Annotated in this window: 21 protein-coding genes; 12 read left to right on the top strand and 9 right to left on the bottom strand. The window is 36.2% G+C overall.

Translation table 11 applies throughout. The annotated features are described in order from the left end of the window. Nucleotides 1-9 precede the first annotated feature (9 nt). From ACO05K_RS15220 to ACO05K_RS15205, 4 genes are all read right to left on the bottom strand, one after another. Nucleotides 10-1,761 carry an ABC transporter ATP-binding protein gene (locus ACO05K_RS15220; protein WP_421945279.1) on the bottom strand — a complete coding sequence of 584 codons (1,752 nt, stop codon included), beginning with the start codon at nt 1,759-1,761 and terminating at the stop codon, nt 10-12. Between the two features lie 104 nt (nt 1,762-1,865). Further along, nucleotides 1,866-5,045, bottom strand: coding sequence for a carboxypeptidase regulatory-like domain-containing protein (locus ACO05K_RS15215; protein WP_421945278.1), 3,180 nt, complete (start codon nt 5,043-5,045; stop codon nt 1,866-1,868). A 162-nt stretch (nt 5,046-5,207) separates the two neighbouring features. Next, entirely contained in the window at nt 5,208-6,527 is a 1,320-nt protein-coding gene (locus tag ACO05K_RS15210) for an amidohydrolase family protein (RefSeq protein WP_421945277.1), read from the bottom strand. Then, nucleotides 6,517-9,540 carry an amidohydrolase family protein gene (locus ACO05K_RS15205; protein WP_421945276.1) on the bottom strand — a complete coding sequence of 1,008 codons (3,024 nt, stop codon included), beginning with the start codon at nt 9,538-9,540 and terminating at the stop codon, nt 6,517-6,519. The genes ACO05K_RS15210 and ACO05K_RS15205 overlap by 11 nt, the downstream gene beginning before the upstream one ends. Before the next feature lie 115 nt (nt 9,541-9,655). On the opposite strand from ACO05K_RS15205, the gene ACO05K_RS15200 reads away from it, so the two are divergent. From ACO05K_RS15200 to ACO05K_RS15160, 9 genes are all read left to right on the top strand, one after another. Then, nucleotides 9,656-10,129: a cytochrome B gene (locus ACO05K_RS15200; protein WP_421945275.1), complete on the top strand. Its 474-nt coding sequence runs from the start codon at nt 9,656-9,658 to the stop codon at nt 10,127-10,129. Nucleotides 10,130-10,392: 263 nt separating this feature from the next. Next, complete coding sequence (locus ACO05K_RS15195) at nt 10,393-11,790, top strand: anthranilate synthase component I family protein (protein ID WP_421945274.1); 1,398 nt, start codon at nt 10,393-10,395, stop codon at nt 11,788-11,790. A 29-nt stretch (nt 11,791-11,819) separates the two neighbouring features. Further along, nucleotides 11,820-12,431, top strand: coding sequence for an anthranilate synthase component II (locus ACO05K_RS15190; RefSeq protein ID WP_421945273.1), 612 nt, complete (start codon nt 11,820-11,822; stop codon nt 12,429-12,431). A gap of 85 nt (nt 12,432-12,516) precedes the next feature. After that, on the top strand, nt 12,517-13,338 hold the full coding sequence (trpC, locus tag ACO05K_RS15185) for an indole-3-glycerol phosphate synthase TrpC (RefSeq protein ID WP_421945272.1): 822 nt from the start codon (nt 12,517-12,519) through the stop codon (nt 13,336-13,338). A gap of 166 nt (nt 13,339-13,504) precedes the next feature. Then, nucleotides 13,505-14,695 carry a GTPase HflX gene (hflX, locus tag ACO05K_RS15180; protein ID WP_421945271.1) on the top strand — a complete coding sequence of 397 codons (1,191 nt, stop codon included), beginning with the start codon at nt 13,505-13,507 and terminating at the stop codon, nt 14,693-14,695. Between the two features lie 96 nt (nt 14,696-14,791). Continuing rightward, complete coding sequence (rbfA, locus tag ACO05K_RS15175; protein ID WP_421945270.1) at nt 14,792-15,169, top strand: 30S ribosome-binding factor RbfA; 378 nt, start codon at nt 14,792-14,794, stop codon at nt 15,167-15,169. A gap of 5 nt (nt 15,170-15,174) precedes the next feature. After that, entirely contained in the window at nt 15,175-15,867 is a 693-nt protein-coding gene (locus ACO05K_RS15170; protein WP_421945269.1) for a peptidoglycan DD-metalloendopeptidase family protein, read from the top strand. Nucleotides 15,868-15,890: 23 nt separating this feature from the next. Then, complete coding sequence (locus ACO05K_RS15165) at nt 15,891-16,544, top strand: energy transducer TonB (protein ID WP_421945268.1); 654 nt, start codon at nt 15,891-15,893, stop codon at nt 16,542-16,544. Beyond that, nucleotides 16,544-16,933, top strand: a complete 390-nt coding sequence (locus ACO05K_RS15160) for a hypothetical protein (protein WP_421945267.1) — start codon at nt 16,544-16,546, stop codon at nt 16,931-16,933. Before ACO05K_RS15165 ends, ACO05K_RS15160 begins: the two co-directional genes overlap by 1 nt. On the opposite strand, the gene ACO05K_RS15155 is transcribed toward ACO05K_RS15160, so the two are convergent. Next, nucleotides 16,930-17,790, bottom strand: a complete 861-nt coding sequence (locus ACO05K_RS15155; protein WP_421945266.1) for a diacylglycerol/lipid kinase family protein — start codon at nt 17,788-17,790, stop codon at nt 16,930-16,932. The genes ACO05K_RS15160 and ACO05K_RS15155 overlap by 4 nt on opposite strands. Before the next feature lie 60 nt (nt 17,791-17,850). Between ACO05K_RS15155 and ACO05K_RS15150 the strand changes: the two genes are divergently transcribed. Then, nucleotides 17,851-18,822 carry an App1 family protein gene (locus tag ACO05K_RS15150; protein WP_421945265.1) on the top strand — a complete coding sequence of 324 codons (972 nt, stop codon included), beginning with the start codon at nt 17,851-17,853 and terminating at the stop codon, nt 18,820-18,822. Between the two features lie 7 nt (nt 18,823-18,829). Here ACO05K_RS15150 and ACO05K_RS15145 read toward each other — a convergent pair whose 3' ends face one another. Next, the gene (locus ACO05K_RS15145; RefSeq protein WP_421945264.1) at nt 18,830-19,321 is read right to left on the bottom strand and encodes a DUF1772 domain-containing protein; all 492 of its coding nucleotides are present in this window, start codon (nt 19,319-19,321) and stop codon (nt 18,830-18,832) included. Nucleotides 19,322-19,326: 5 nt separating this feature from the next. Continuing rightward, nucleotides 19,327-19,695, bottom strand: a complete 369-nt coding sequence (locus ACO05K_RS15140) for a YccF domain-containing protein (protein ID WP_421945263.1) — start codon at nt 19,693-19,695, stop codon at nt 19,327-19,329. Nucleotides 19,696-19,800: 105 nt separating this feature from the next. Between ACO05K_RS15140 and ACO05K_RS15135 the strand changes: the two genes are divergently transcribed. Further along, on the top strand, nt 19,801-20,154 hold the full coding sequence (locus ACO05K_RS15135; RefSeq protein WP_421945262.1) for a hypothetical protein: 354 nt from the start codon (nt 19,801-19,803) through the stop codon (nt 20,152-20,154). Nucleotides 20,155-20,233: 79 nt separating this feature from the next. On the opposite strand, the gene ACO05K_RS15130 is transcribed toward ACO05K_RS15135, so the two are convergent. After that, nucleotides 20,234-21,433, bottom strand: a complete 1,200-nt coding sequence (locus tag ACO05K_RS15130; protein WP_421945261.1) for a DUF1501 domain-containing protein — start codon at nt 21,431-21,433, stop codon at nt 20,234-20,236. A 10-nt stretch (nt 21,434-21,443) separates the two neighbouring features. Next, on the bottom strand, nt 21,444-22,886 hold the full coding sequence (locus tag ACO05K_RS15125) for a DUF1800 domain-containing protein (RefSeq protein ID WP_421945260.1): 1,443 nt from the start codon (nt 22,884-22,886) through the stop codon (nt 21,444-21,446). 74 nt (nt 22,887-22,960) lie between these two features. Between ACO05K_RS15125 and aat the strand changes: the two genes are divergently transcribed. Next, a complete protein-coding gene (aat, locus tag ACO05K_RS15120) occupies nt 22,961-23,611 on the top strand; it encodes a leucyl/phenylalanyl-tRNA--protein transferase (RefSeq protein ID WP_421945259.1) in 651 nt (216 codons plus the stop codon). Nucleotides 23,612-23,640 lie beyond the last annotated feature (29 nt).

The raw sequence follows: 23,640 nt of genomic DNA, 5'->3' as shown, positions 1-23,640 counted from the left end.
TAAGATATATTATGCTTCAACAATCCTTTCGCCAATTTGTTGACGCCACATTGCCTGATACAAACCATTTTGAGCAATTAGTTCTTCATGTTTGCCATGCTCAATAATGTGACCTTTCTCCAAAACATAAATAACATCAGCATGCTTAATGGTCGATAATCGGTGTGCAATTAAAATGGTAATGTGATCCGTTAAATCAGATACGTTTCTAATCGTTTTGGTAATTTCCTCTTCCGTAATCGAATCCAGAGAAGAGGTTGCCTCATCAAAAACCAAAATATCTGGTTGTCTTAATAATGCTCTCGCAATCGATAAACGTTGCTTTTCACCCCCCGAAACTTTTACACCACCTTCACCAATTAACGAATCTAAACCTTTATCTGCACGGGCTAATAAAGTTTGGCAAGCAGCCTGATTTAAAACCTTAAAACATTCTTCGTCCGTTGCATTTGGATTTACAAAAAGTAAGTTCTCTCTAATTGTACCAGAAAAAAGCTGCGTGTCTTGTGTCACGAAACCGATTTTTTCACGCAAAGCGTCTAAATCAATATCATTACTCGGAATGCCATTGTATAATATCTCTCCGTCTTTCGGCTGATATAATCCTACCAATAACTTTACTAAAGTAGTTTTACCAGAACCAGATGGACCAACGAAAGCAATAGTTTGTCCGTTATGCGTTTTAAACGAAATATTCTCGAGCGCATTTCTATTCGCAGTTTGGTGTTTAAAACCTACCTCATTAAAAGTTAAATCGTTAATTTTTGTAATTGATTTTGGGTTCTCCGGCTTTTTATCAATCGGTGTACTTAAGATCTTTTTAAAATTACCTAATGAAACTTCAGCCTCACGCCAGGTTAAAATTACATTACCTAATTCCTGTAACGGTCCGAAAAGGAAGAACGAATAGAAAAGGAATGAAAAATATTGTCCGGCTGTAATCGAATTATCAAAAATTAAAAGCAATAAAACCAAAACCATTGTGCTTCTAACCAGATTCACGGTAGTGCCCTGCACAAAACTCATGCTTCGAACATATTTAACTTTTTTAAGTTCTAAGCCTAAAATTTTATAAGTTGTTTTATTTAATCTTTCAATTTCCTGATCGGCCAAACCTAAACTTTTTACAAGCTCGATATTTCTTAATGATTCAGTTGTAGAACCTGCCAAAGCAGTAGTTTCGCCAACAATAGATCGTTGAATGGTTTTAATTTTACGGCTTAAAAACCAACTTACAAAACTGATAATTGGAATGGCAGAAAAGTAAACCAAAGTAACTTTATAACTTACCGAAACCGAGTAAACGATTACAAAAATCATCCCGATTAAGCTCACAAAAAGAATACTGATAAATGCAGTGATGAATTTTTCAGAATCTAAACGTACCTTTTGTAAAATGCCTAATGTTTCTCCGCTTCGCTGATCTTCAAAAACCTGATAAGGCAATTTTAACGAATGCTGCAAACCATCAGCATACATTTTTGCCCCAACTTTTTGAACAATTACGCTGGTAAAATAATCTTGAAAGTTTTTAGCAATACGTGAAACCATCGCGGCACCAATTGCTAAACCAATTAAACCAAGCGAACCCCAAAGGTATTGGCTATAAGTTAGGCTATCTTTTTTGTTGATGAATTTATCTAAAATCCTGCCGGTTATATATGGATCTAAAAGCGAAAAACCAATATTTATACCCGCCAATAGTAGAGCCAAAGCCACAATCCACTTATGGCTTTTAAGGTAATTAAGTAATAATCTCATTAAAGTTTTGTTGTTTGTAATGCAAACATAAAAAAAGGGAACGGATAAAAATCCATTCCCTTTTTTTATGACTTTTTGGAAAGATACAGCGTATCTTTCTGTGACTAAAATCCGTATCTCAAACCTATTTGAGCTTGCCAAGGATTGCCTGTCGGAATTACAACTCCAGTATTATTTAAACGGTAGTTGTAGTTCGAAGTTGCAGCATCAAAACCTGTAACAGCATAAAGTGCTTGTGTACCTAGAGTTTCAGATGTACCCCAAGTTTTCTTAAATAAGTTGGCTACGTTAAACAAATCACCAGAAATTTCTAACCTTTGTTTTTTGCCAAATTTAAACTCATAGGCTAATCTTACATCGAATGTACCATAAAAACCATTTATACCACCATTACGTTGTGCAAAAGTACCTTCGTATTTGGTGATATAATCTTTTAAACTCTGGCTTGCATCGCCATTTGCCAATAACGTTTGTAAAGCAGTTCTAAGCGCTGCCGGTACATTTGCATTTGAAGTACTAAAGATGTATGCTAAATCATTCGTAGCTACAAAATCGCCATTTGTGTTTCCTCCAGATAATAAACTATATCTGGTGCCACCGATACCCGAATAACGAATACCTGCTTTAATACCATGAAACGATGGAAGTGTTCCATAAAAAACAACTTTGTTTCTGAACTGACCATTAGAATAAGTCATGTTGTTTAAGTTTCTTGGATCATCAACAACAGGCAAAGACAAAGTTGCAGAGTTGGCTACGTTACCGTTAAATGAAGTATTATCTTTAGCATCGTTCCAGGTAAAGCTTCCTGAAATTTCTCCATCTTTAAAGTATTTCCAGGTAGCATCTACAACCACAGCAAATTGATTAACTTTTCCTTTGCTGTTTAACTCTAATACCCTACCAAACCCATTCGTTAAACGACCTGTCTTCCAGTCTGTAACGCCGTTACTCGGAATAATAGTGCTTGCTGGTACATATACACCTCTGTTTCCTTCATTTGATAATCTGAAGAAAGGGTTTGCAACCATGTTCCTATCAACATACATGTAGTTATTGCGTGCTAATGTTGCGTAACCGGTAATACCAATACGTATTTTATCATTTATTAATTTGTTATATGATAAGTTCGCTTTATAAACTACTGGCATTTTAGCATCTTCAGCATAAGTATTTATGGTTGGGATTTGTAATGCTGCTAAAGTTGGCGCTGTTGCACTTCCATTTCTGTAACCAATAAAGTTAGGCGTTGGTACACCTGTGCCAGTTACATCAACAGTTGCAAAATGTTTACCATCAAACGTAAGGTTATTAATGGTCATGTAGTTGTTAATGTCAGAACCGAAAATACCTGCTCCAAAACGAACAAAATCTGTTCTGTTTTCGTTAATATCCCAGTTTAACTGTATTCTAGGCTGAACTAAAAATTGTTTCAACTTGTGATCTGTTCTCACGCCAATCGCATCAAATAGCTGTTGGTTAAGTGGCGAAGTTGGATATTTACTAAAGTCTAAACGTAGACCTCCGGTAAAGTCTAAACCTTTACCCAGTTTGGTTTGCATTTGACCATAAACTGCCGTATTCCATAAATTACCAATAACAGTTGGGTCATCAACTAAAGGTACTTCTCTATAGTAGCTGATTGGAATTAAGTTGTTAAAATTTTGCAAAGAAGTTTGCCTGTTTCCTGCTGCAACGGTACCCGATGTGTTAAATGTAAAACGGCCATTCACTTCACTTCCATACAATGATTTTGCATGGGTGTACATAATATCTACACCAAAAGTGTATTTAATTTTATCTGTATTGTAGTAAAAATTATCTACCAATTGGAAAACGTTATTTGTAAAACCTTCTTGGCCGAAACGGTGTCCGCCAATTTGAACTGCCGTTGCTAATGTTGCCCCGGTAGTAGGAGATATAGATTCTAAGTTAGAAACAACAGCTCTTGGAATTGCAAAACCTAGTTCATCATTCTGCGTACTGGCTTGGTATGTATATAAATGTTGTAATTTTAATTCGTTAGTTACTTTGCTGCTTATTGTAGAACGTAATGTAGCCAATAAACTGTTATCAACGTTTTTATCATTACCATAACTTTCATAAAAATTTACCGCTGTATTATCGCCTAAACCTAATGGATTTCTATCATTAGTATAGTTATCTCTAACCGTTAATAAATTCTTATCATTAATCTGCCAGTCTAAACGAAGAAATCCGGCATCTGTACCTCTTTTTTTAGGAAATGAACCAAATTGTTGTGTGTTAGCAACGCCATACTTGCTTCTCGCAACCGCTAAAAAGTTATTTAATGTGCTATTAGTAATGTTAAAACGAGCAACATCGGCATCAGAATTAATATCGGCAATTATTAATGGACGAGAATCTCTTTGATGATCCCAGGCTGCAAAATAATGTAATTTATCTTTAATGATTGGTCCGCCTAAGCTGAAACCATATTGGTAAGTAGAGAAATCATTAACTCTAGGATTTCCTCTAATGTCGTACTTACTCGCTAAGAAATCAGCACGGTTGTAGGCAAATGCACTTCCTGTGATTTCATTTGTACCAGACTTGGTTACCGCACTGATGGTTCCACCACCAGAGCGACCTAAGCTCACATCGTATTGGTTGGTTACTACCTTAAACTCACGAACACTTTCTATTGAGATAGAGTATGGCGCACCACTACGGCTGGTTGTACTACCAGATGAAGTTGGGTTCTTCGCAGTCATACCATCAATGGTAAAATTAGTAGATGAACCTAACTGACCAGATATACCACCGGGACCTGATAAAGGCGATAAATCAGTCAAACTAGAAAAATTACGACCGTTTACAGGCAAAATGTTCATCGTTTTTGATGAGATTTCTGTTGAAGCTCCAAATTGTTGTACTTTATTTCTTAATGAAGAGCCAGAAATTTCAACACTTTCAAGGTTTTGCGCATTTTCCTGCATATTGATTGATACCCTTGCAGCATCACCCTGATTTAGCATAAAGCCAGTTCTGTTCTGTTCAGCATAGCCAATGTATGCTGCTTTTACCGTGTATGGACCGCCTAAAGGAAGTTCTTTAAACGTGTATTCTCCTTGTGCGTTGGTTGATGTTCTGGTTGTAAAACCCGTTGAGTTGTTTCGAACCTGAACAGATACACCAGGAATTGGCTGTTTTTTTTCATCGGTTACAATACCGGAAATTGAGGCTTGTGTTGTTTGTGCTTTTAGGGAATTTGAAACACAGAAACACAGCATTAATACTGCGAAGAGTAAATTTTTGACCATGATTAGTTTTCTGATTTATGGTGCAAAGTTGGTGTTACAGTATTAACTGAAATTCGATTTAGGGTTAAGAAATGGTTTAGGAATTAAGTTTTCAGAATCTTTGTATACAAAAAAACGGTCAGTAAATTAATACTGACCGTTTCTTGTTAAGTTTATGTTAGCTTATTTCTTTTCAGCTTCGTACTTATCGCTGAATTTTTTATCAAGCTGTTTGTGCAAGTTATCCAAATTAATATCTCTACCCTGAATAAATGCCTGCTCTACTTTGTTTGTTCTCATATCCAAAGCATCACCTGCGGAGATAAAGAAAGTTGCATCTTTTCCGGTTTCTATACTTCCTGTCGTTTTATCTACACCCATAACTTTTGCTGCGTTTAGCGTAATGGTTGATAAAGCTTTTTCTTTATCTAAGCCCCAAGCTGTAACTGTTCCAGCCATGAAAGGCAGGTTGCGTTGTTGCCAGTAACCATCAATACTTAATACCACATTTAAGCCTGCATTAGCCAAAACTGCCGCATTTTTGTATGGCATGTTCACATCATCATCATTGTTGTTTGGCAACGCATGAGGTTGTTTAACCACAACAGAAATGTTGTTGTCTTTTAAGAAATCGATAATTAAGTAAGCTTCATCTGCACCAGTAATTACCGGAACAATACCGAATTTTTTAGCAAAATTTACCGCTGCAACAATGTCTTTCTGACTTTCAGCTGCTATAAATAGTTTTTCTTTGCCTGCAAAAACAGGTTTCATCGCTTCGAAACGCGTGTTAATCACTTCCGCTTTGCCCATTTCTGAGTATGCTTTCGCTTCTGCAAAGAAAGAAGTTAGCTGGTTAATTGCCGCTTGTGTTCTTTCGTTAAGCATTTCCGGAGAAACCTGCGGTCGACCGAAACCACCAAAACCACCACGAAAACGAGGTGTTACAGGCCAGGTCATGTGCATTGCATCATCTTTTTTTATGGCTGCATCTTCCCAGTTCCAGGCATCCAACTGTACTACAGATGAACTTCCTGATACTGTTCCGCCTTGTGGTGTAGGTTGTGCCATTAAAACACCATTACTGCGTAGAGTTGCGGGAACTTTCGAATCGGTATTATAAGCAACAATAGAGCGAATGTGCGAGTTGAAGTCGCCGATTTCCTGATAATCTAAAGTAGCTTTTATTGATTCAGTTTCTGCTAAACCTAAATTGGTTGTTGCTGCAATTAAACCCGGATAAATGTGTTTACCCGATGCATTAATGCGAACCACATCATCAACGGGAGCTTGTCCGTTTGCTGAAACAGATACAATTTTTCCATTGCTGAAAACAATTGTTCCATTTTCAATTACAGAACCATTACCCACATGGATAGTTGCGCCTGTGATGGCAATGGTTTTGGTTTGTTTTTTTGCTGGCGATATGTTTGCCTGAGCAAAGCACATCAGGCTAGATGCCGTTAAAGCCAGAGTTACTAAATACTTTATGTTAGTGCGCATGTTCTGTTTCGTTTAATTCTGCTGAATAATCTCCTAAAGTTTCGCAATTGTAAAGACGTGGTGCAGGACCAAACGGACGTTGTGTACGACCGCCAGTGTTTTTGCTTTCCAACATCTTTTGAATTAAGCGAGCTTTTTCTCCTTGTTGTGTTTTAATAACCTGTGCATCTTTTTCAAGATCCCAGTATGCAACACCATCAACAAAAGTTTTTTCTGCTTTTGCATAAATTGATAGTGGATTTGCCGACCAGATAACAACGTCAGCATCTTTACCAGGCTTTAAACTTCCAACTTTATCATCAATATGAAGCATACGAGCCGGGTTTAAGGTTACAAATTTTAATGCATCTTCTTCCGGAACGTTACCATAAAGAACTGATTTTCCAGCTTCCTGATTCAAGTGACGAGCCATTTCAGCATCATCAGAGTTGAAAGCCGTTCTTACACCAACGTTATGCATAATTTTTCCGTTGTAAGGAATGGCTTCAGCAACCTCGTTTTTATAAGCCCACCAGTCAGAAAAGGTAGAAGCTGCAATGCCATGTGCTTTCATTTTATCAGCAACTTTATAACCTTCTAAAATGTGTGTAAAAGTGTTGATTTTGAAACCCAAGCTATCCGCAACATGAATTAACATGTTGATTTCGCTTTGCACATACGAGTGACAGGTAATGAAACGTTTGTTGTTTAAAATCTCAACAATTGCATCTAATTCCAAATCACGGCGAACGTTACTGCCTTTTACAGCTCTTGCTTTTTCATATTCTTTTGCACGGGTAAATTCATCAACAAATGTTTGTTCTACACCCATACGTGTAACCGGGAAACGTGCGCCAGTACCAAAATTACTTTGCTTAACGTTTTCTCCTAAGGCAAATTTTATAAAACCATCAGCACCCGCAAATTTCAATTCTTCTGGTGCTTTACCCCAACGTAATTTTATTAATTGAGATTGACCACCAATTGGATTAGCCGAGCCATGTAAAATTTGAGATGTAGTAACACCACCAGCCAACTGGCGATAAATGTTTACATCTTCAGAGTTTATGATATCTGCAATACGTACTTCGGCAGATACAGATTGTGCACCTTCGTTAATACCACCACTGCCTGCAATGTGCGAGTGCTCATCGATAATTCCCGCGGTAACGTGTTTGCCTGTACCATCTATAACTTTTGCACTTCCTGCTGATAAACCTTTTCCAACCGCTTTAATTTTGCCGTTTTCTAAAAGCACATCTGCATTCTGCAATATTCCTTCTTTTTCGTTCGTCCAAACCGTAGCGTTTTTAATTAAAACACTTTCTTGTTTAGGGATTTCAGTGTTACCAAATGCACCGAATGGATAAAGTAAAGTACCAACCGCTAATACTGGTTTTGGTTCATCGCGTTTTGGAGTTTCTTTTGCCGCTTCCTTGTAAGTAGCAGTAAATTTCCCGAATGTTCCATCAGGTAAAGCCACTTCACCTTTAAAAGTTAAAGGACTAGCCGAAGTTAAGTAACCACTTAAACGAACATCACCTTTAGGGTTTTTCTTTAAATTGAAATTGATACTTACCCAGTCGCCATTTCTGGTGAAGGTTGCAGTTGTTTTTACACTGTCTGCACCACTTCTTTCAATTGCTGCGGTTGTGCCGCCACCAGTTCCGGTAATTTTTAAAAGTAATGCACCGCCAATACCATCAACATTTAAGTTGTAAGTACCACGAACATCAGAAACATCAATTTTATTAACAATGAAACGTTTTCCCTGAACCCAGTTCTCGAAAATGATATTTTCTTTTTTAAATAAGTTATCAGATGAGATTAAGAAGTTGGCTACTTTACCTTTTTCTAATGAACCAACTTTATCGCTGATACCTAAAAGTGATGCAGGGATTTCTGTAACCGAAGCTAAAGCTTGCTTTTCAGTTAATCCGTTTTCTATCGCAGTGCGGATGTTTGTCCAGAAATCGCGTGTGTTATCTAAACCAAATGAAGTAAGAGCGAAATTAACGCCTGCTTTTTCTAATGCCGCAGGATTAGTTGGAGCCAATTCCCATGCTTTCATTTGTGTTAATGTAATGTTTCTTGCTTCAGCAGGGTCTTCAACATCATATGCTTTAGGGAAAGCCAAAGGAATAATTAAACTTGCGCCGGTAGCTTTCACTTCTGCAATTCTTTGGTATTCATCACCAGTAGATTTAATAATGAATTGTTTACCAAACTCTTTTCCAATTTTATCGGCACGAAGAACGTTTGCCCAGCCATCAACCTCAAAAAGTTGCGGCATAGCTTGTTGCTTACCAAACTCTTCTAAAGAAATGTTATATTCTTCTTTTTGCTTTCCATACCATTGTGCATCGTAATACGCTTGGCGAAGCAACGCAATAGAACCCATTAAAGAAGTTGGATAATCATTTGATGATGTTCCTTTATTAAATGAATAATTGGCTGCGGTTTGGTCTTTCAAAAATACATTATTATCTGCACCATCATTTAAAGTTACGGCTGCAGAAACACCACGGGCAATACCATCGCGACTGATTGAGTTTACACTGCCAAAACCAGCTTTACGTAAATCATCAGCTTTTTTGCTATCGATGGTAAAAATGTTTTTCACATAAGTTTCTGGTCTGATAGATTCATTCCAGCCATAAGCACCTTTTTTAGTAGATACAAATATAGATTGGCGCTGACCGCCAAATCCGCGGGCTTGTGTTGCAGCATCTGGCGTACCGTAGCTTGTAAAAGCGTCAATAAGAGATGGGTAAATAAATTTTCCTTTTAAATCGATTACTACATAACCCTTTGGTACTGCTAAACCTGCACCAACGGCCTGGATAGTTTGTCCTTTAATTAGTAGTGTTGCATTTGATAAGGTTTTTGTGGCATTTACTACAATTGTTGCATTAGTAAAGGCAAACATTCCTGGTCTAGTGTCATAAGAACCATTAACAGGATAGGTGGTTTGCTGTGCAAACAGAATTGTAGAGGAAAATACCAGCGCTAAGGCAAGTAAAATTTTCTTCATAATATGTTTAAGGGGGTTTATTTTGTTTAAAACTAATATAAATTAGTGTCGAAATTGCTTATTAACCTATTTTTTACAATTAATAGCTATTTTTGAGGGTTATAAAATTAAAATCATGAACGAAATCTTAAAAAATGCGCATTCAGGTTGGCGCTATGTTGTTTTCACGTTACTAATTGTTGCTGTTATAAAAGCATTATCTGGTTGGTTTGGCAATAAACCATATACAGAAGGTAACAGAAAATTAAATGTGTTTACACTAATAAGTGCCCACATTCAATTGCTTATTGGTTTAGTGCTTTATTTTACCGAAGGTTGGTATGCATTAAGTAGTAAAGGAGCGCCAGCAGTTCGTTATTTTAAAATGGAACACATTAGCATGATGATCGTGGCCATAATTTTAATAACAGTTGGTAATGCAAAATCAAAAAAGGTTGCAGATGCTGTTGCTAAGCATCGTACCATATCTATTTTCTTCGGTTTAGCGTTACTTATCATAATTGGAACCATTTGGCTTATGTTTAAGGAGGTTCCAGGAAGGTCGTTTTTTGGAATTTCAGGTATGCTTATTAAAATCGGAGTTATTTAAACTATTTTTATAAATATTTCCATTTTTCAAAATTCTTTATATTTTTGCTGTACATGATTAACAATATACATACATGGCTTTGGCAAGGTAATTCAAAACAGAATTGCGCTGGCTGCGTGTGATGAAAATATTCTATCATCCTAAATCTTAAAAAGAACCATTAAAGCCCGGCGTAGAACCACACGCCGGGCTTTTTATTTTTTAAAACAATTTAAAAGGGGAGAGATTGCTTCGTCGTTCCTCCTCGCAATGACGAAAAGATAATGTTTAAAATAAATACACAATACAAAAAAATGCTTGCCGATACTACTACTCCGGTAAGTATTTATCTTCGCCTTCGCGATGTTTATCCCAATAGTATTTTACTAGAAAGTTCTGATTACCATAGCAGGGAAAATTCTATGAGTTTTGTTTGCGCAGAACCTGTTGCCGGTATTATTTTAAAAGGTAGCCGTTTGGAAACTTATTTCCCTGATGGAACAGTTGAAATTAAAGAAACCAAAAATTTAACAGAAGAAATTGCTGAGTTTAAAGATAAGTTCAAGGAAACTGAAATTCCAGAAATAAAATTTATTACCAGCGGTTTATTCGGCTATTTTACATGGAATGCAGTACAGCATTTTGAAGATATTCAGTTCACTTCTGAAACGCCAGATGGAGAGGAAATTCCAGAAATGCAATATCATTTGTATCGTTACATTATTGCTATCGACCACTTTAAAAATGAAATAACATTATTTAAAAATTCTTTTGAAGGCGAGGAAAAAGGTGGATTAGAGAAAATGGAATATCTAATTCAGAATAAAAACTATCCTGAATATAAATTTCAAATTAAGGGCGAAGAAAAATCCAATCTAACGGATCAGGGATTTATCGATTTGGTAGAAAAACTTCAAAAACACATTTATCGTGGTGATGTTTTTCAAATTGTACCATCAAGAGCGTTTAAGCAAGCTTTTTCTGGAGATGAGTTTAATGTTTACCGTTGTCTGCGTTCTATAAATCCATCGCCTTACCTTTTTTATTTTGATTACGGCAACTTCAAGCTTTTTGGTTCATCGCCAGAGGCACAAATCACCATAAAAAACAATACTGCAAATATCTTCCCAATAGCCGGAACGTTTAAAAGAAGCGGCAATGATGTAGAAGATGCTGAGCAAGCAAAAAAACTAGAGCAAGACCCGAAAGAAAGTGCAGAACATGTAATGCTTGTAGATTTGGCTCGTAACGATTTGAGCAGACATTGCAATCGTGTGGAAGTTAAATCATTTAAAGAAGTTCAGTATTATTCTCATTTAATCCATTTGGTTAGTAAAGTTAGCGGGCATTTACAGGAAAATGTAAGCGCTTTCAAAGTTGTTGCAGATACTTATCCGGCCGGAACTCTAAGTGGTGCGCCAAAATATAAGGCCATGCAATTAATCGATGAAAATGAAAAGTTAGGTCGCAATTTTTACGCTGGTGCAATTGGTTTTATGGGCTTTAACGAAGATTTCAATCATGCCATAATGATTAGAACTTTCATGAGCAAAAACAATGAATTGCATTATCGTGCAGGTGCTGGAATTGTGGCAGATTCTGTACCTGAAACTGAAATGCAGGAAGTAAATAACAAAATTGCTGCGCTTAGAAAGGCTGTTGAAATGGCGGTTGGACTTTAGGTCTTTTGAGGTAATAGGGAAGATGTGTGATGGATGATAGATTAGGAAATAATACAATGGAAAATAAAGATAAAAAAACGGTTCTTGTTATCGATAATTACGATAGTTTCACTTATAATCTGGTTCATTTAATAAATGAAGTTGGTTATGAGGCTGAAGTTTGGCGTAATGATAAATTTGAATTGGCAGATGTAGATAAATACGATAAAATTTTGCTTTCGCCCGGCCCCGGAATACCGGAAGAAGCAGGTTTATTATTAGATGTGATAAAAACTTACGCACCAACTAAAAGTATTTTTGGCGTATGTTTAGGTCAGCAGGCAATAGCCGAAGTTTTTGGCGGAACGCTTTTAAATTTAGGCAGACCAATGCATGGTATTGCAACTCCGGTTACCGTTGTAGATGGAGATGAATTTTTATTTTGGGAATGCCCGCAAACCATTAATGTTGGCCGATACCACAGTTGGGTAGTTAGCAAGGAAAACTTTCCAGATTGTTTGAAAATTACAGCAAGAGACCATAAAAGTGAAATCATGGCTTTAAGACATGAAACATTAGATGTTCGTGGCGTACAGTTTCACCCGGAAAGTGTACTTACAGAATATGGTAAGCAAATGATGGAAAATTGGTTGACAGCTTAATAAATACGTCATTGCGAGGCACGAAGCAATCTCGTATATAGATTGCTTCGTGCCTCGCAATGACGACAAAAGATATAAAATTGATATGAACGATAGGAATTCAAGTTCCCCTTCAAGGGCGGAGGGGTCTATTTTAGATAAAATTGTATTACGTAAAAAAGAAGAGGTTGCTGATGCAAAGCAATTGGTTTCTATTGCTGATTTAGAAAATTCAGCATATTTTAAACGAAAGCCATATTCCTTTAAAGATTTTCTTTTAGCGGATGATAGAAACGGAATTATTGCAGAGTTCAAACGCCGTTCGCCTTCAAAGGGTTTGATTAATGGCATTGCCGATGTTGCGGAAGTTACAAAGGCCTACAATAATGCCGGTGTATCAGCACTTTCTGTTTTAACAGATGTTGATTTTTTCGGTGGAAAAACCGATGATATTTTGGCTGCAAGAGCTGTAAATGAAATTCCTGTTTTAAGAAAAGACTTTATAATTGATGAATATCAGATTCTTGAAGCTAAGGCTTGGGGTGCTGATATTATACTATTAATTGCCGCCATCTTAACGCCCAAACAAATCAGTGATTACGGGATATTTGCGCAAAATTTGGGTTTAAATGTGCTGCTCGAAGTTCATGATTTGGAAGAACTGGAGAGAAGTATTTGCCCGAATTTAGATGCAATTGGTGTTAACAACAGAAACCTGGCAGATTTTACTGTTAATATTCAAACCTCATTTGATTTGGTTAATAAAATCCCGAATGAGTTTATGAAGATATCTGAAAGTGCAATTAGCAATCCAGAAACGATTAAAGAACTTAGAAGTGCAGGGTTTAATGGATTTTTAATAGGAGAGAACTTTATGAAAACCGATAATCCGGGTTTGGCGATAAAGGATTTTGTAGCGCAGATATAAGCGGCTACTTTTTTTGCCACGGAAACACAGAATACACGGAATTTTTGAATTCTTCAGTCTTGTAAGCTCCGTACCTCGCAAAGACGAGACGGTCAAAACTTTTATTACATCTCTGTGGTTTCTAATGGAAATCACCTTTTGCAAATTTTGTATCTTTGTTGTATTAATGGGAAAACAGAAATTTTATGATACTGCTATAAAGCAGGAACGAGCAATTTTGGTTGGGGTAGTTACGCCCGGCGAAAAGGACGAGCAAACTAAAGAATATCTTGATGAGCTTGCCTTTTTGGTTGATACCGCTGGAGGAAAGGTGGAGAAGGTTTTTACACAGAAAATGCTGAAACCTGAACGTGCTACTTTTGTGGGTACGGGTAAGCTTGAGGAAATTAAAGCTTATGTGAAATCAGAAGAAATTGATACAGTTGTGTTTGATGATGAGTTATCGCCATCGCAACTGCGAAATATTGATAGAGAATTAGGCGTTAAAGTTTTAGATAGAAGTAACTTAATCTTAGATATTTTTGCGAACAGAGCACAAACAGCTCAGGCGAAAACACAAGTAGAACTAGCACAATTACAATACGTTTTGCCACGCTTAACTGGTATGTGGACACACTTAGAGCGTCAAAAGGGTGGTATTGGTATGCGTGGTCCAGGTGAAACGCAGATTGAGAGCGATAGAAGGATTATTTTAACGAAAATCTCTTTACTTAAAGAACGTTTAAGAAATATTGACAGGCAAAACGAAACGCAACGTAAAAATCGTGGTCAGTTAATTCGTGTGGCTCTTGTAGGTTATACCAACGTTGGTAAATCTACAATTATGAATATGCTTTCTAAATCGGAAGTGTTTGCCGAAAACAAGCTTTTTGCTACATTGGATACAACAGTAAGAAAAGTTGTAATTGAAAATCTTCCATTTTTGTTATCAGATACAGTTGGTTTTATTCGTAAACTTCCTCACCATTTGGTAGAGTGTTTTAAATCTACTTTAGATGAAGTTCGTGAAGCGGATTTGTTAATTCATGTGGTTGATGTTTCGCATCCGAACTTTGAAGACCAGATTAATACGGTTAATGAAACTTTAAAAGATATCGGTGCAATTGATAAAGACATGATTTTGCTTTTTAATAAAATTGATGCTTACGTTTCGCCAGAAACGGATGATGAAGACGATGATGGAAAGCTAACGCTTGAAGAATTTAAACGTAGCTGGATGAGTCACGATAAAGTGCCTGTTTTGTTTATTTCGGCAACAGAAAAAGAGAATATTGAAGAGTTTAAAACACTAATGTACGAGAAGATTAAAGCAGCGCATATTGCTAGATATCCGTATGATAGTAATTTGTTATATTAGGTAAATTAAACCGTCATTGCGAGGCTTGAAGCAATCTCTTAAGCATTAGTTTTAAGATTGCTTCGTTCCTCGCAATGACGACAGATAAAAAGAATTATGGAAAGTAAACGTCAGCAAAAATTTGCAGGAGTGCTACAAGAAGAATTGGCACAGGTTTTTCAGCGTGAGGGTGCTGCATTTTTGCCTAATACATTGGTAACCATTACGCGTGTTCGTGTTTCGCCAGATTTAGCGGTTGCAAAAGTTTATTTAAGCTTTTTCAACACCAATAATACCACACTTTCAATCAATACGGTAAATGCACATGCCGGAGAAATCAGATATAAACTGGGTTCGAGAATTCGCCATCAGGTAAGGGTTGTGCCAGAACTTACATTCTTTGTTGATGATACCAATGAATACGTAGAACGTATGGATCATCTGTTTGACAAGATTGCAAAAGAACCAAGACAGCCAGACGAAGAAACAGAATAGTTTTGATGAAAACTTTTGAAGAAGTTATTCTGTCGAAGAAATCTGTTATTGGAAAAGTTGTCGATTTTAATTTAGCTGACGATAAACTTTTGCCTCTTGATTTTACTGCCGCAAACAGAGCACTTACAGATGAAATTTTAGATGATACGGATTTATTTTCATCTTGGATAAATCAACAGCTAAAAACAAATGATGCCAAATATGGTATTGGCGGTTACGATGAGCATAGAACGATTTATTCAAGGAGTGCACATTTTGATACAGATGAAGAACCCAGGCGATTGCATTTAGGTGTTGACATTTGGGCGGCTGCTTTAACACCAATTTATAATTTCTACGATGCAACCGTTCACAGTTTTGCCAACAACAATAATTTTGGCGATTATGGAGCAACGATAATTTTAAGCTACAACATTGATGGTTATCAATTTAATGCGTTATATGGGCATTTAAGTCTTGCTTCGTTAAATGATTTGGAAGAAGGTAAATTTATCTCAGCAGGAACAGCTTTTGCAACTTTAGGTGTTAAAGAGGAAAATGGTTTCTGGCCGTCACATTTGCACTTTCAGATAATAAAAGATATGGAAGGTTGTAAAGGCGATTATCCAGGTGTTTGTAGATTCTCAGAACGAGAGAAGTATTTAAATAATTGCCCAAATCCAAATCTGATTTTAGATTGCACTTTCAAACGGCTTTGAGCTTTTTTACGTAAATTAGATTTATGAAATACCTTGCAATTTTCGGATTGTTACTTTTAAGCATATTTGCCATCGGGCAAGTGCAGTTTAAAAACGGACCTTCAGGTTTTGCCAGTTTCTTAAAAAACAATACTATTTATCCGGCTTTTTCAAAGCAAAACTGTATTCAAGGCAGCGTAAGTGTTAGCTTTAAGTTAGACCAAAACGGCAGAGTTTATTCATCAAAAATTACCAAAGGAATTATTTCTGATTTAGATAATGAAGCTTTAAGGCTGATACGATTGAGCAGCGGAAAATGGCAGGTTCCTGCAGTTTACGATACCGCTGTTTCAGTTGTTGTTCCTGTAAATTTTCGATTGTTAGGTTACGGATGTGAGGGTAAATCCAAAGCGGATATAAATCAGGCCATCACTTCTTATTTAGCTGAAGAAGGTTTAACAAATGCGGTTATCAATTTTTATAAAAATATAGATGCAGCGAAACCTGGCCAGGAAAGCCAGATTTTGGCGATAAAATCACAGTTGGGTATTGATGATGAATACTTCGATGCGCTAATTAACAGTGGACTAAAAAAAATAAAACAAGGAGATAAACAAGGCGCTTGCGAAGATTTTAATCTGGTTAAAAATCTGGGCAGTGATAAAGCCAATAATTATCTTACCAAATATTGTAAATAATGCGCTTAACTGTTAGAATTTTTGCTCTTCTTGATATTATCAGCATTGCTTTATTAGCACAACCATTCTGGCAAATTATTATACACTTTAAAGAAATTCCTGAAGAAACATTATCACAAGTTAGGGTGATTTTAACCTTGCCAATGTTCCTGCTTCTTTTCGTTTCAGCCGCAGGCTTAATTTTTTATAAAAAGTTTGTGCTTATTGCTTACTATATTCAATTCCCCATCCGATTGGTAATCTGGGTTTTTTCCATTGGCTTCATTACGCTTTTGCCAGAATTGTTAAACTTAAAAGAGTTTTGGTTTGATGTTTTCTTTAAACTATGTTTCATCGCTGAGTTTTTCAGACTTTATCTTACCATTAAAGCACACCGAGAAGAATTTTAAGCTGGCATTATTATAGAAATCGCCTCTGGCAATATTTGTCCTTCAACTGTATTTATTTTGCCTACATATTCTCCATCAACCTGAAAATGTGCTTTATGCTTTGATGATATTTTTACTCTTGAAGTTTGGAAAACCTCTATCTTTTTAGGGTTAAAAGGAAGTTTGGTAAACCATATTTTCAAAATCTCTAAGTAAGAATAATCCTTAACCAGGATAATTTCAAAAAGCTCATCATCAAGTTTACCATCAGGATTAATTTTTAAACCCGTTCCATACATTGTAGCGTTTGCAATGGCTACCATTGCGGCTTTAGATTTTACTTTTTCGCCCTTTAATTCTAGCTCAACATCCATCCGTTTATGGTTCCATAAGGCATGCCAGGTCGCTTTTGCATATCCCCACATTCCACGTTCGGGTAGTGTATCAAATTTTTTAACGAGATAAGCATTAAAACCTAAATCAGAAAGATGGATGCAGATTTCGTCGTTCAGTTTCACAAGGTGGATTTTTTTTCTTTCACCAAATTCAATCAGTTTTAGTGCCTCATCAATTTCTTTTGGGATTCCAAGTTCTTTAGCCATTCCATTAGCCGAACCTGCAGGAATAATTCCAATCGGCGTATCTGAATTTAATAAACATTCTGCAACCAATTTCAAAGTGCCATCGCCGCCAACTGCAATTACTTTATTTGCTTTCGATTGCTCGATTTTTGCCTTAATTTTATCAATAGAACAATCTTTAGGCAGTTCAAATAAATCGATTTCTGCATTATTTCCTTCAAAATATTTAGAAATTTCTTCTTTTAAATCTACATCGTGGCTACCCGAGCCTGGGTTAATAATAAATAGTAATTTCATGATAGCCAACATCTTTTGGTGCATTCAAAACAACTAAACCTAAACTCTGTTTTAAAATGGATGAATAAATCTGTAAGTGTAAAAATATATCATGGTTATGGTCACACCAAAAATCTGGTGGTATATGGGCATGTGTTTAAACGCAAAGCGAAAACTAAACAGGTTTACAGCAAAAATTTATTTGTAAATATTCTTCATCTGCTTAAGCTATTCATTTTAAAACCTTATCCATTTGTAAAGGTTCGCTTGCAGTTTTTCGACCAAACTATTTATAATAAAACCGAAGCCGATGGTTTTTTCAAATTTGAGTGGAATGCCGAACGAGATGTTGAAGCCGGTTGGCATTATGTCAAGGTTGAAGCACTTGCCGATGATGATAGCGTTTTAAGTAGTAGCGAAGGGAAAGTTTATGTGCCACATATTACTCAATATGCCTTTGTTTCTGATGTTGATGATACCGTAATGATTTCTCATTCTGCAACTATTGGCCGGAGGTTACGTGAGTTATTTATCAAAAATCCCCGTACACGAAAGACCTTTCCCGATGCTGCTCATCATTACCAACTTTTGGCAAAATCACACACCGAAGAAAACCAGCCAAATCCATTTTTTTATGTAAGCAGCAGCGAATGGAATTTGTATGATTATTTATTAGAAACCTTTAGATTTAATAAGTTACCAGACGGCGCTTTTTTGTTAAATACTTTAAAACGGTGGAAGGATTTAGTGCGAACAGGTAAAACGGGACATGAAGGAAAATTAATCAGAGTGATGCGAATTTTAGATGCCTTTCCAAATCAGAAATTTGTGTTTTTTGGCGATAATTCACAACAAGATCCGGAGATTTATACGTCAATTGCAGAGAAATATCCTGAAAATATAGAAGCCATTTACATTAGAAATATCAGACCTGAAAAGGAGACTGACACTTTAAACTTGTTCGATAAGCTAAAGCGACATCACATCCAGACTTGTCTTTTTAATAACAGTTTAGAAGCAATTGAGCATTCTAAAAAGATTGGATTGATATAGGGAAGTATTATTTCAATTTAAAACCAACTAGAGCAAGTGCCAATACTATAATTGATGCAATTGTTCTGATTAAATTTAGTTTGTTCCAAGGCGATTCAAAAGCGGCTCTGGCATTAGCAATTTCTACTCCTACAGCATTAGTCAAATCAAACTTTGCTAAATTATCATTCAAAGCAACGTTCCCAAAAGCTGTTACACCAAAAACACCTATCAGGTACAAAACTGATGCAGATAGAAAATAGTAGAATGCTTCTGTATTTCCATTTTGATAAGCAAACCAAGTACTCGCGGGTAAGAAGAGTAAAGTTCCGATAAAGCTTACAAAAAAGACTGGATTTAGTATTGCAGCATTGATGGCTTGCATAGCTTTGATATATTCGCTATCGTTCAATTTTGCTAAACCACCATTTACTGAGCATGCATAGCTGTAAAACAGGCCTGCAATTAATGCAGCTAAAATTATGGATACATAAACTGTGATATTATAGAAATTAATCATAGCAATTAACTAATCGATTTGCCAAAGGGTGTAAAAGCTAAATTCATTAACTTAAAATGCTGTCTGCCAAATGGAATGCCTACAACTGTAATGCAAAGCAAAATGCCGAAAAACAAATGCGTTAAGGCAATCCAGAATCCTCCGCATAAAATCCAGATTAAATTCATAATAGTTGATAAACAACCTGTGTTTGATGAAGTGTCTTTTATTTTTACACCAAATGGAGCCAAGCCAACAATTGCAAATTTAAAGCATTGAATACCGAAAGGAATACCGATTATGGTTAGGCATAATATTAAACCGCCAATAATATATTCGAAGAATATAAAAATGCCACCGAAAATAATCCAAATAATATTACCTAATAAGTTCATTCTTGCTTTTATTTTAAGATGAAGGAAGAACTATTTTGTTACATGGCGCATTAAACTTAAAGCAATATATTTTTTATTTTAGGGTACACACAAAGAAACCTTATTATGAAAAAAATTACTTCACTGGCAACGGTTGTTGCCTGCTTTGCGCTATTGAGTGCTAAAGCTCAAAATGTTAATGGTGTCCGGCTCAGCGATATTCATGCTGATTATGTTGAGATTAAAGGCTCTGTCAGACCATTCTCTGATAAAATCTTAATCTCCTTAGAATACGGACAAGTTGTTGGTGAATTTAATGACGTAGTTGTTAAAGATGATGCCGGTAAGCGAATGGAATTTAATTCGGTTCTCGATTTTGTTAACAAATTCAAAAATTACGGTTACGAAGCTTTTCAAGTGTACTCAGAACAAAGTGGAAAGGATTCAAGTAGACCTGTTTATTTTATGAAAAGAAAATAAATTGTTTAGTCATTGCGAAGTGCAAGTATCTTATTTATTAGAGATTGCTTCGTGCCTCGCAATGACGTTTTATTGTTTTTTATATAAAATCCAAGCTGTTAAACTTCTTGCTCAGAATATCACTGTTATTTACATCAAGCCATTTATCTAAAATTGTTCCGTAAACCTGGCGGAAATCCAGTTGATATTTTAAATCACCTGTATCCAAATCGCTTAGGTTCGGTGCGGCATTAAAAATTCCTTGTTTCTTTAATCGTCCACCGAAGATGAACATATTATTTGCTGTGCCGTGGTCGGTTCCGTTACTTGCATTTTGTTCAACCCTACGTCCGAACTCAGAGAAAGTAACCACTAAAGTATCATCAAGTTTGTTGTTGCTTTTTAAATCTTTTAGGAAAGCAGCCATCCCTTCACTATACTGTTTAAGCAAATTACCTTGTTGTCCGATTTGATTTACATGTGTATCAAAACCACTTAACGAAACATAATAAACACGGGTTTTTAAGCCTGATGAAATAAATTTAGAAACCGTTTTAAGTTGATTTGCAAAACCGGATTGTGGATAAGTTGCCTTATTTTGATAAACTTTTGAGGTGTTTTGAATATAACTTGCCGATGAAGAAGTTTCAATCATGGTCTTGTACAAATAGCCTAAATTGTCTTCATCCAGGTGTTCCTTATCATTGTTAATGATGGTTTTAAAAAAGGTATTGTTCGTATTGCGAAACAATGCAGCAGGGTCTTTAAGCGCAATTCCTTTTTTGGTTTCACCTTTCAAAGCCAACGAAAGCGAATCATCAACCTCAATTGCTGTGTAAGGAAATTTGCAGGTTTGGCAATTGCTATCTAAATATCGCCCAATCCATCCCGTAGACAGGAATTGATTGCTATCGCTTCCGGTTTGCCAAATATCCATCGAGCGAAAGTGAGAACGGTCGGGATTTGGATAACCAACATCATTAATTATCGTCATCCAACCTTGATCATGAATTTCCTGTAAAGCCGCCATGTTTGGATTTAGACCCTGCATGTCATTTAGCTTAATCACATCTTCGGGTTTAATGGCGATACTTTTCCTTTTTTGATAGTAAATATCATTTCCAAATGGAACAACCGTATTTAGTCCATCATTTCCACCAGAAAGCTGCACCACAACAAGATTTTTGTACAAACTCAGTTCGTCCAGTGCCATCGCTTCAAGTGGTTTCATAAACGCAGGAACAAACAATGAGCCTGCCGCTACAAAACCTGTATTTCTTAAAAAATTTCTTCTGTTCATGTCCTTAATTTTAACAAAGTTGATATTCTGGCATGCTTGTCAATTCTACTGAAGTGCTCCTTAAGCCTTTATTATCACTTATCATGGTGGTAATTTTGTTATTCAGCTTCGGCTGAAGTAAGAATTCTGCCAACTCAATCGGTGTAGTTCCTTTTGGAAGCGACTCTAAAAATTTTGGCCAATCTGCTTTAGCATCTACATAAGATTTGGGTTTTACCTGAGCATTTACACTTGCTGTTGCTGCTTTACTTTGTGCAATCACAGCTTCATCTTCCGGATCGGCTTTACCACTAAAATCAATTTCGCCATCATTTAAAACTAAAGATGGAATCCGCATCCTAAGCATTAATGAAGAGCTATCAATCCAGTTTTGTCCGCCTGGCCAACCTGCAACATTTGGAGGGTTAAATAAATATTGCCCTAAACTGCTTTGTAGCTGAATTAAAACTTGTGGTTTGTTATACGTAACATAAAATTCTCTGCTTAAGCCAACCAAAAACTCGGCAGGCGATTTAATTTTTGTTCCAACATTTTCAGGACTATGAAACCAATCTGCTGTAAACAGTTTTTTCATCATTGCAGAAATGTCATATCCCGATGTGAAAAAAGTATCTGCTAAATCTTTAACGTGTGTTTCATTAGGTGTATCATTTACAAAAAACTTGTAAATCTTGCGAGATATAAACATAGCCGTTTCAGGTTTTTGCAGAATAATGTCTATAATGTTCTCACCATCAAAATTACCGGTTTTCCCAAAAAAGGTTTTCGGTTGAGTATCATGTAAATTCGGGCGAAAAATAAATGAACCGTCTTTATCATACATCCAACCTGTAAAAGAACGGGCAGATTCTTTAATGTCTTGTTCTGCATAATTGCCTCTACCCAGGGTGAAAAGTTCCATCAGCTCGCGGGCAAAATTTTCGTTAGGTTTTCCTTTTCTATTTTGCTGGTTATTCAAATATTGCAGCATCGCTGGCGATTTTGAAACTTCTACCAGCAGGGTTTTAAAACTCCCTAAACTGTTCGCCCTTTGAATGTTATTGAGTTGTTGTGCAAACATTGGGTTATTACTTCTGCAAGCAAAATGCCCATGCCAAAAAAGCGTCATTTTCTCACGTAAGGGTGTAGATGTATTAATCATTTTCTCCACCCAGGCAATGTTTAAATCTCGGCTTCGCTCGTTCTGCATTTTAACAATTTCCTGGCGTTGCTTTTTCTCCTCATCAGTTAAATCTTTCTTAGCATACAAACCCGATTGCATTAACATTTGCTGCTTGGAAGCAACATTGTCAATCAAGGAAATATCATCTTGTTCTTTGGGCGTTTTGAGTAAAGTATCAACTACTTTTTCGTAATTTTTTCTGCTTAGTTTTTGTAAATCTTTATAAGAAATACCAAAACCAGCACGGCTGTAAAGATGCTTTACTTTATAGAAATTATCTTTCGGGCTCATAATCACAATTTTAAATGTATGACTTATTTAAAACGTCGTGGTTTAATCATTGTTTTGTTTGTTATTTTAGCCTTATGTTTTTTCAATTGCTTGATGATGATTATGCCTTTCCAAATCCGGAACTTGCAGAAGACGACGGATTATTAGCTGTTGGTGGAGATTTAAGCCTTGAAAGATTGCTTGTTGCATATTCAAACGGAATTTTCCCATGGTTTAGTGAAGGCGATCCTATTCTTTGGTTTTCACCACATCAGCGATGCGTAATTTATCCTGATAAGATTAAAGTTAATAAAAACATGAGCAAAATTTTATCAAGTAAAACGTTCACCATAACAATTGATAAGGCCTTTGAAGAAGTTATAAAGAGTTGCGCTACCACACCAAGAATAGGGCAGGATGGAACCTGGATAACGGATGATATGCAAAAAGCTTACATCAATTTACATAAAAACGGCTTTGCCCACAGCATTGAAGTCTGGCAAAATGATAAACTTGTTGGTGGGCTTTACGGCGTAAAAATTAACCGTGTTTTTTGTGGCGAAAGCATGTTTAGTCATGTTAGTAATGCATCAAAAGCGGCACTTATTTTTTTAAGTAAAACTGATATTGATTTAATTGATTGCCAGTTACCAACCGACCATTTAATGAGCCTTGGTGCCGAAATGATTGAACGCGATTTATACATTGAAGTGCTTCACAAGCATAAAAAAAACCTGCAAGGTTAATTTGCAGGTTTTATATTAAAGGTTATAAA

This window comes from Pedobacter sp., from assembly GCF_965227205.1.
GTDB lineage: Bacteria > Bacteroidota > Bacteroidia > Sphingobacteriales > Sphingobacteriaceae > Pedobacter.
The sequence above is the reverse complement of the archived record's forward strand: the minus strand, read 5'-3'. Positions and strand labels throughout refer to the sequence as shown.

Excerpts from the sequence above, each read along its gene's own strand:
- ACO05K_RS15220 (WP_421945279.1), bottom strand. The coding sequence starts at position 1,761 with ATGAGATTATTACTTAATTACCTTAAAAGCCATAAGTGGATTGTGGCT.
- ACO05K_RS15215 (WP_421945278.1), bottom strand. The coding sequence starts at position 5,045 with ATGGTCAAAAATTTACTCTTCGCAGTATTAATGCTGTGTTTCTGTGTT.
- ACO05K_RS15210 (WP_421945277.1), bottom strand. The coding sequence starts at position 6,527 with ATGCGCACTAACATAAAGTATTTAGTAACTCTGGCTTTAACGGCATCT.
- ACO05K_RS15205 (WP_421945276.1), bottom strand. The coding sequence starts at position 9,540 with ATGAAGAAAATTTTACTTGCCTTAGCGCTGGTATTTTCCTCTACAATT.
- ACO05K_RS15200 (WP_421945275.1), top strand. The coding sequence starts at position 9,656 with ATGAACGAAATCTTAAAAAATGCGCATTCAGGTTGGCGCTATGTTGTT.
- ACO05K_RS15195 (WP_421945274.1), top strand. The coding sequence starts at position 10,393 with ATGTTTAAAATAAATACACAATACAAAAAAATGCTTGCCGATACTACT.
- ACO05K_RS15190 (WP_421945273.1), top strand. The coding sequence starts at position 11,820 with ATGGATGATAGATTAGGAAATAATACAATGGAAAATAAAGATAAAAAA.
- trpC (WP_421945272.1), top strand. The coding sequence starts at position 12,517 with ATGAACGATAGGAATTCAAGTTCCCCTTCAAGGGCGGAGGGGTCTATT.
- hflX (WP_421945271.1), top strand. The coding sequence starts at position 13,505 with ATGGGAAAACAGAAATTTTATGATACTGCTATAAAGCAGGAACGAGCA.
- rbfA (WP_421945270.1), top strand. The coding sequence starts at position 14,792 with ATGGAAAGTAAACGTCAGCAAAAATTTGCAGGAGTGCTACAAGAAGAA.
- ACO05K_RS15170 (WP_421945269.1), top strand. The coding sequence starts at position 15,175 with ATGAAAACTTTTGAAGAAGTTATTCTGTCGAAGAAATCTGTTATTGGA.
- ACO05K_RS15165 (WP_421945268.1), top strand. The coding sequence starts at position 15,891 with ATGAAATACCTTGCAATTTTCGGATTGTTACTTTTAAGCATATTTGCC.
- ACO05K_RS15160 (WP_421945267.1), top strand. The coding sequence starts at position 16,544 with ATGCGCTTAACTGTTAGAATTTTTGCTCTTCTTGATATTATCAGCATT.
- ACO05K_RS15155 (WP_421945266.1), bottom strand. The coding sequence starts at position 17,790 with ATGAAATTACTATTTATTATTAACCCAGGCTCGGGTAGCCACGATGTA.
- ACO05K_RS15150 (WP_421945265.1), top strand. The coding sequence starts at position 17,851 with ATGAATAAATCTGTAAGTGTAAAAATATATCATGGTTATGGTCACACC.
- ACO05K_RS15145 (WP_421945264.1), bottom strand. The coding sequence starts at position 19,321 with ATGATTAATTTCTATAATATCACAGTTTATGTATCCATAATTTTAGCT.
- ACO05K_RS15140 (WP_421945263.1), bottom strand. The coding sequence starts at position 19,695 with ATGAACTTATTAGGTAATATTATTTGGATTATTTTCGGTGGCATTTTT.
- ACO05K_RS15135 (WP_421945262.1), top strand. The coding sequence starts at position 19,801 with ATGAAAAAAATTACTTCACTGGCAACGGTTGTTGCCTGCTTTGCGCTA.
- ACO05K_RS15130 (WP_421945261.1), bottom strand. The coding sequence starts at position 21,433 with ATGAACAGAAGAAATTTTTTAAGAAATACAGGTTTTGTAGCGGCAGGC.
- ACO05K_RS15125 (WP_421945260.1), bottom strand. The coding sequence starts at position 22,886 with ATGAGCCCGAAAGATAATTTCTATAAAGTAAAGCATCTTTACAGCCGT.
- aat (WP_421945259.1), top strand. The coding sequence starts at position 22,961 with ATGTTTTTTCAATTGCTTGATGATGATTATGCCTTTCCAAATCCGGAA.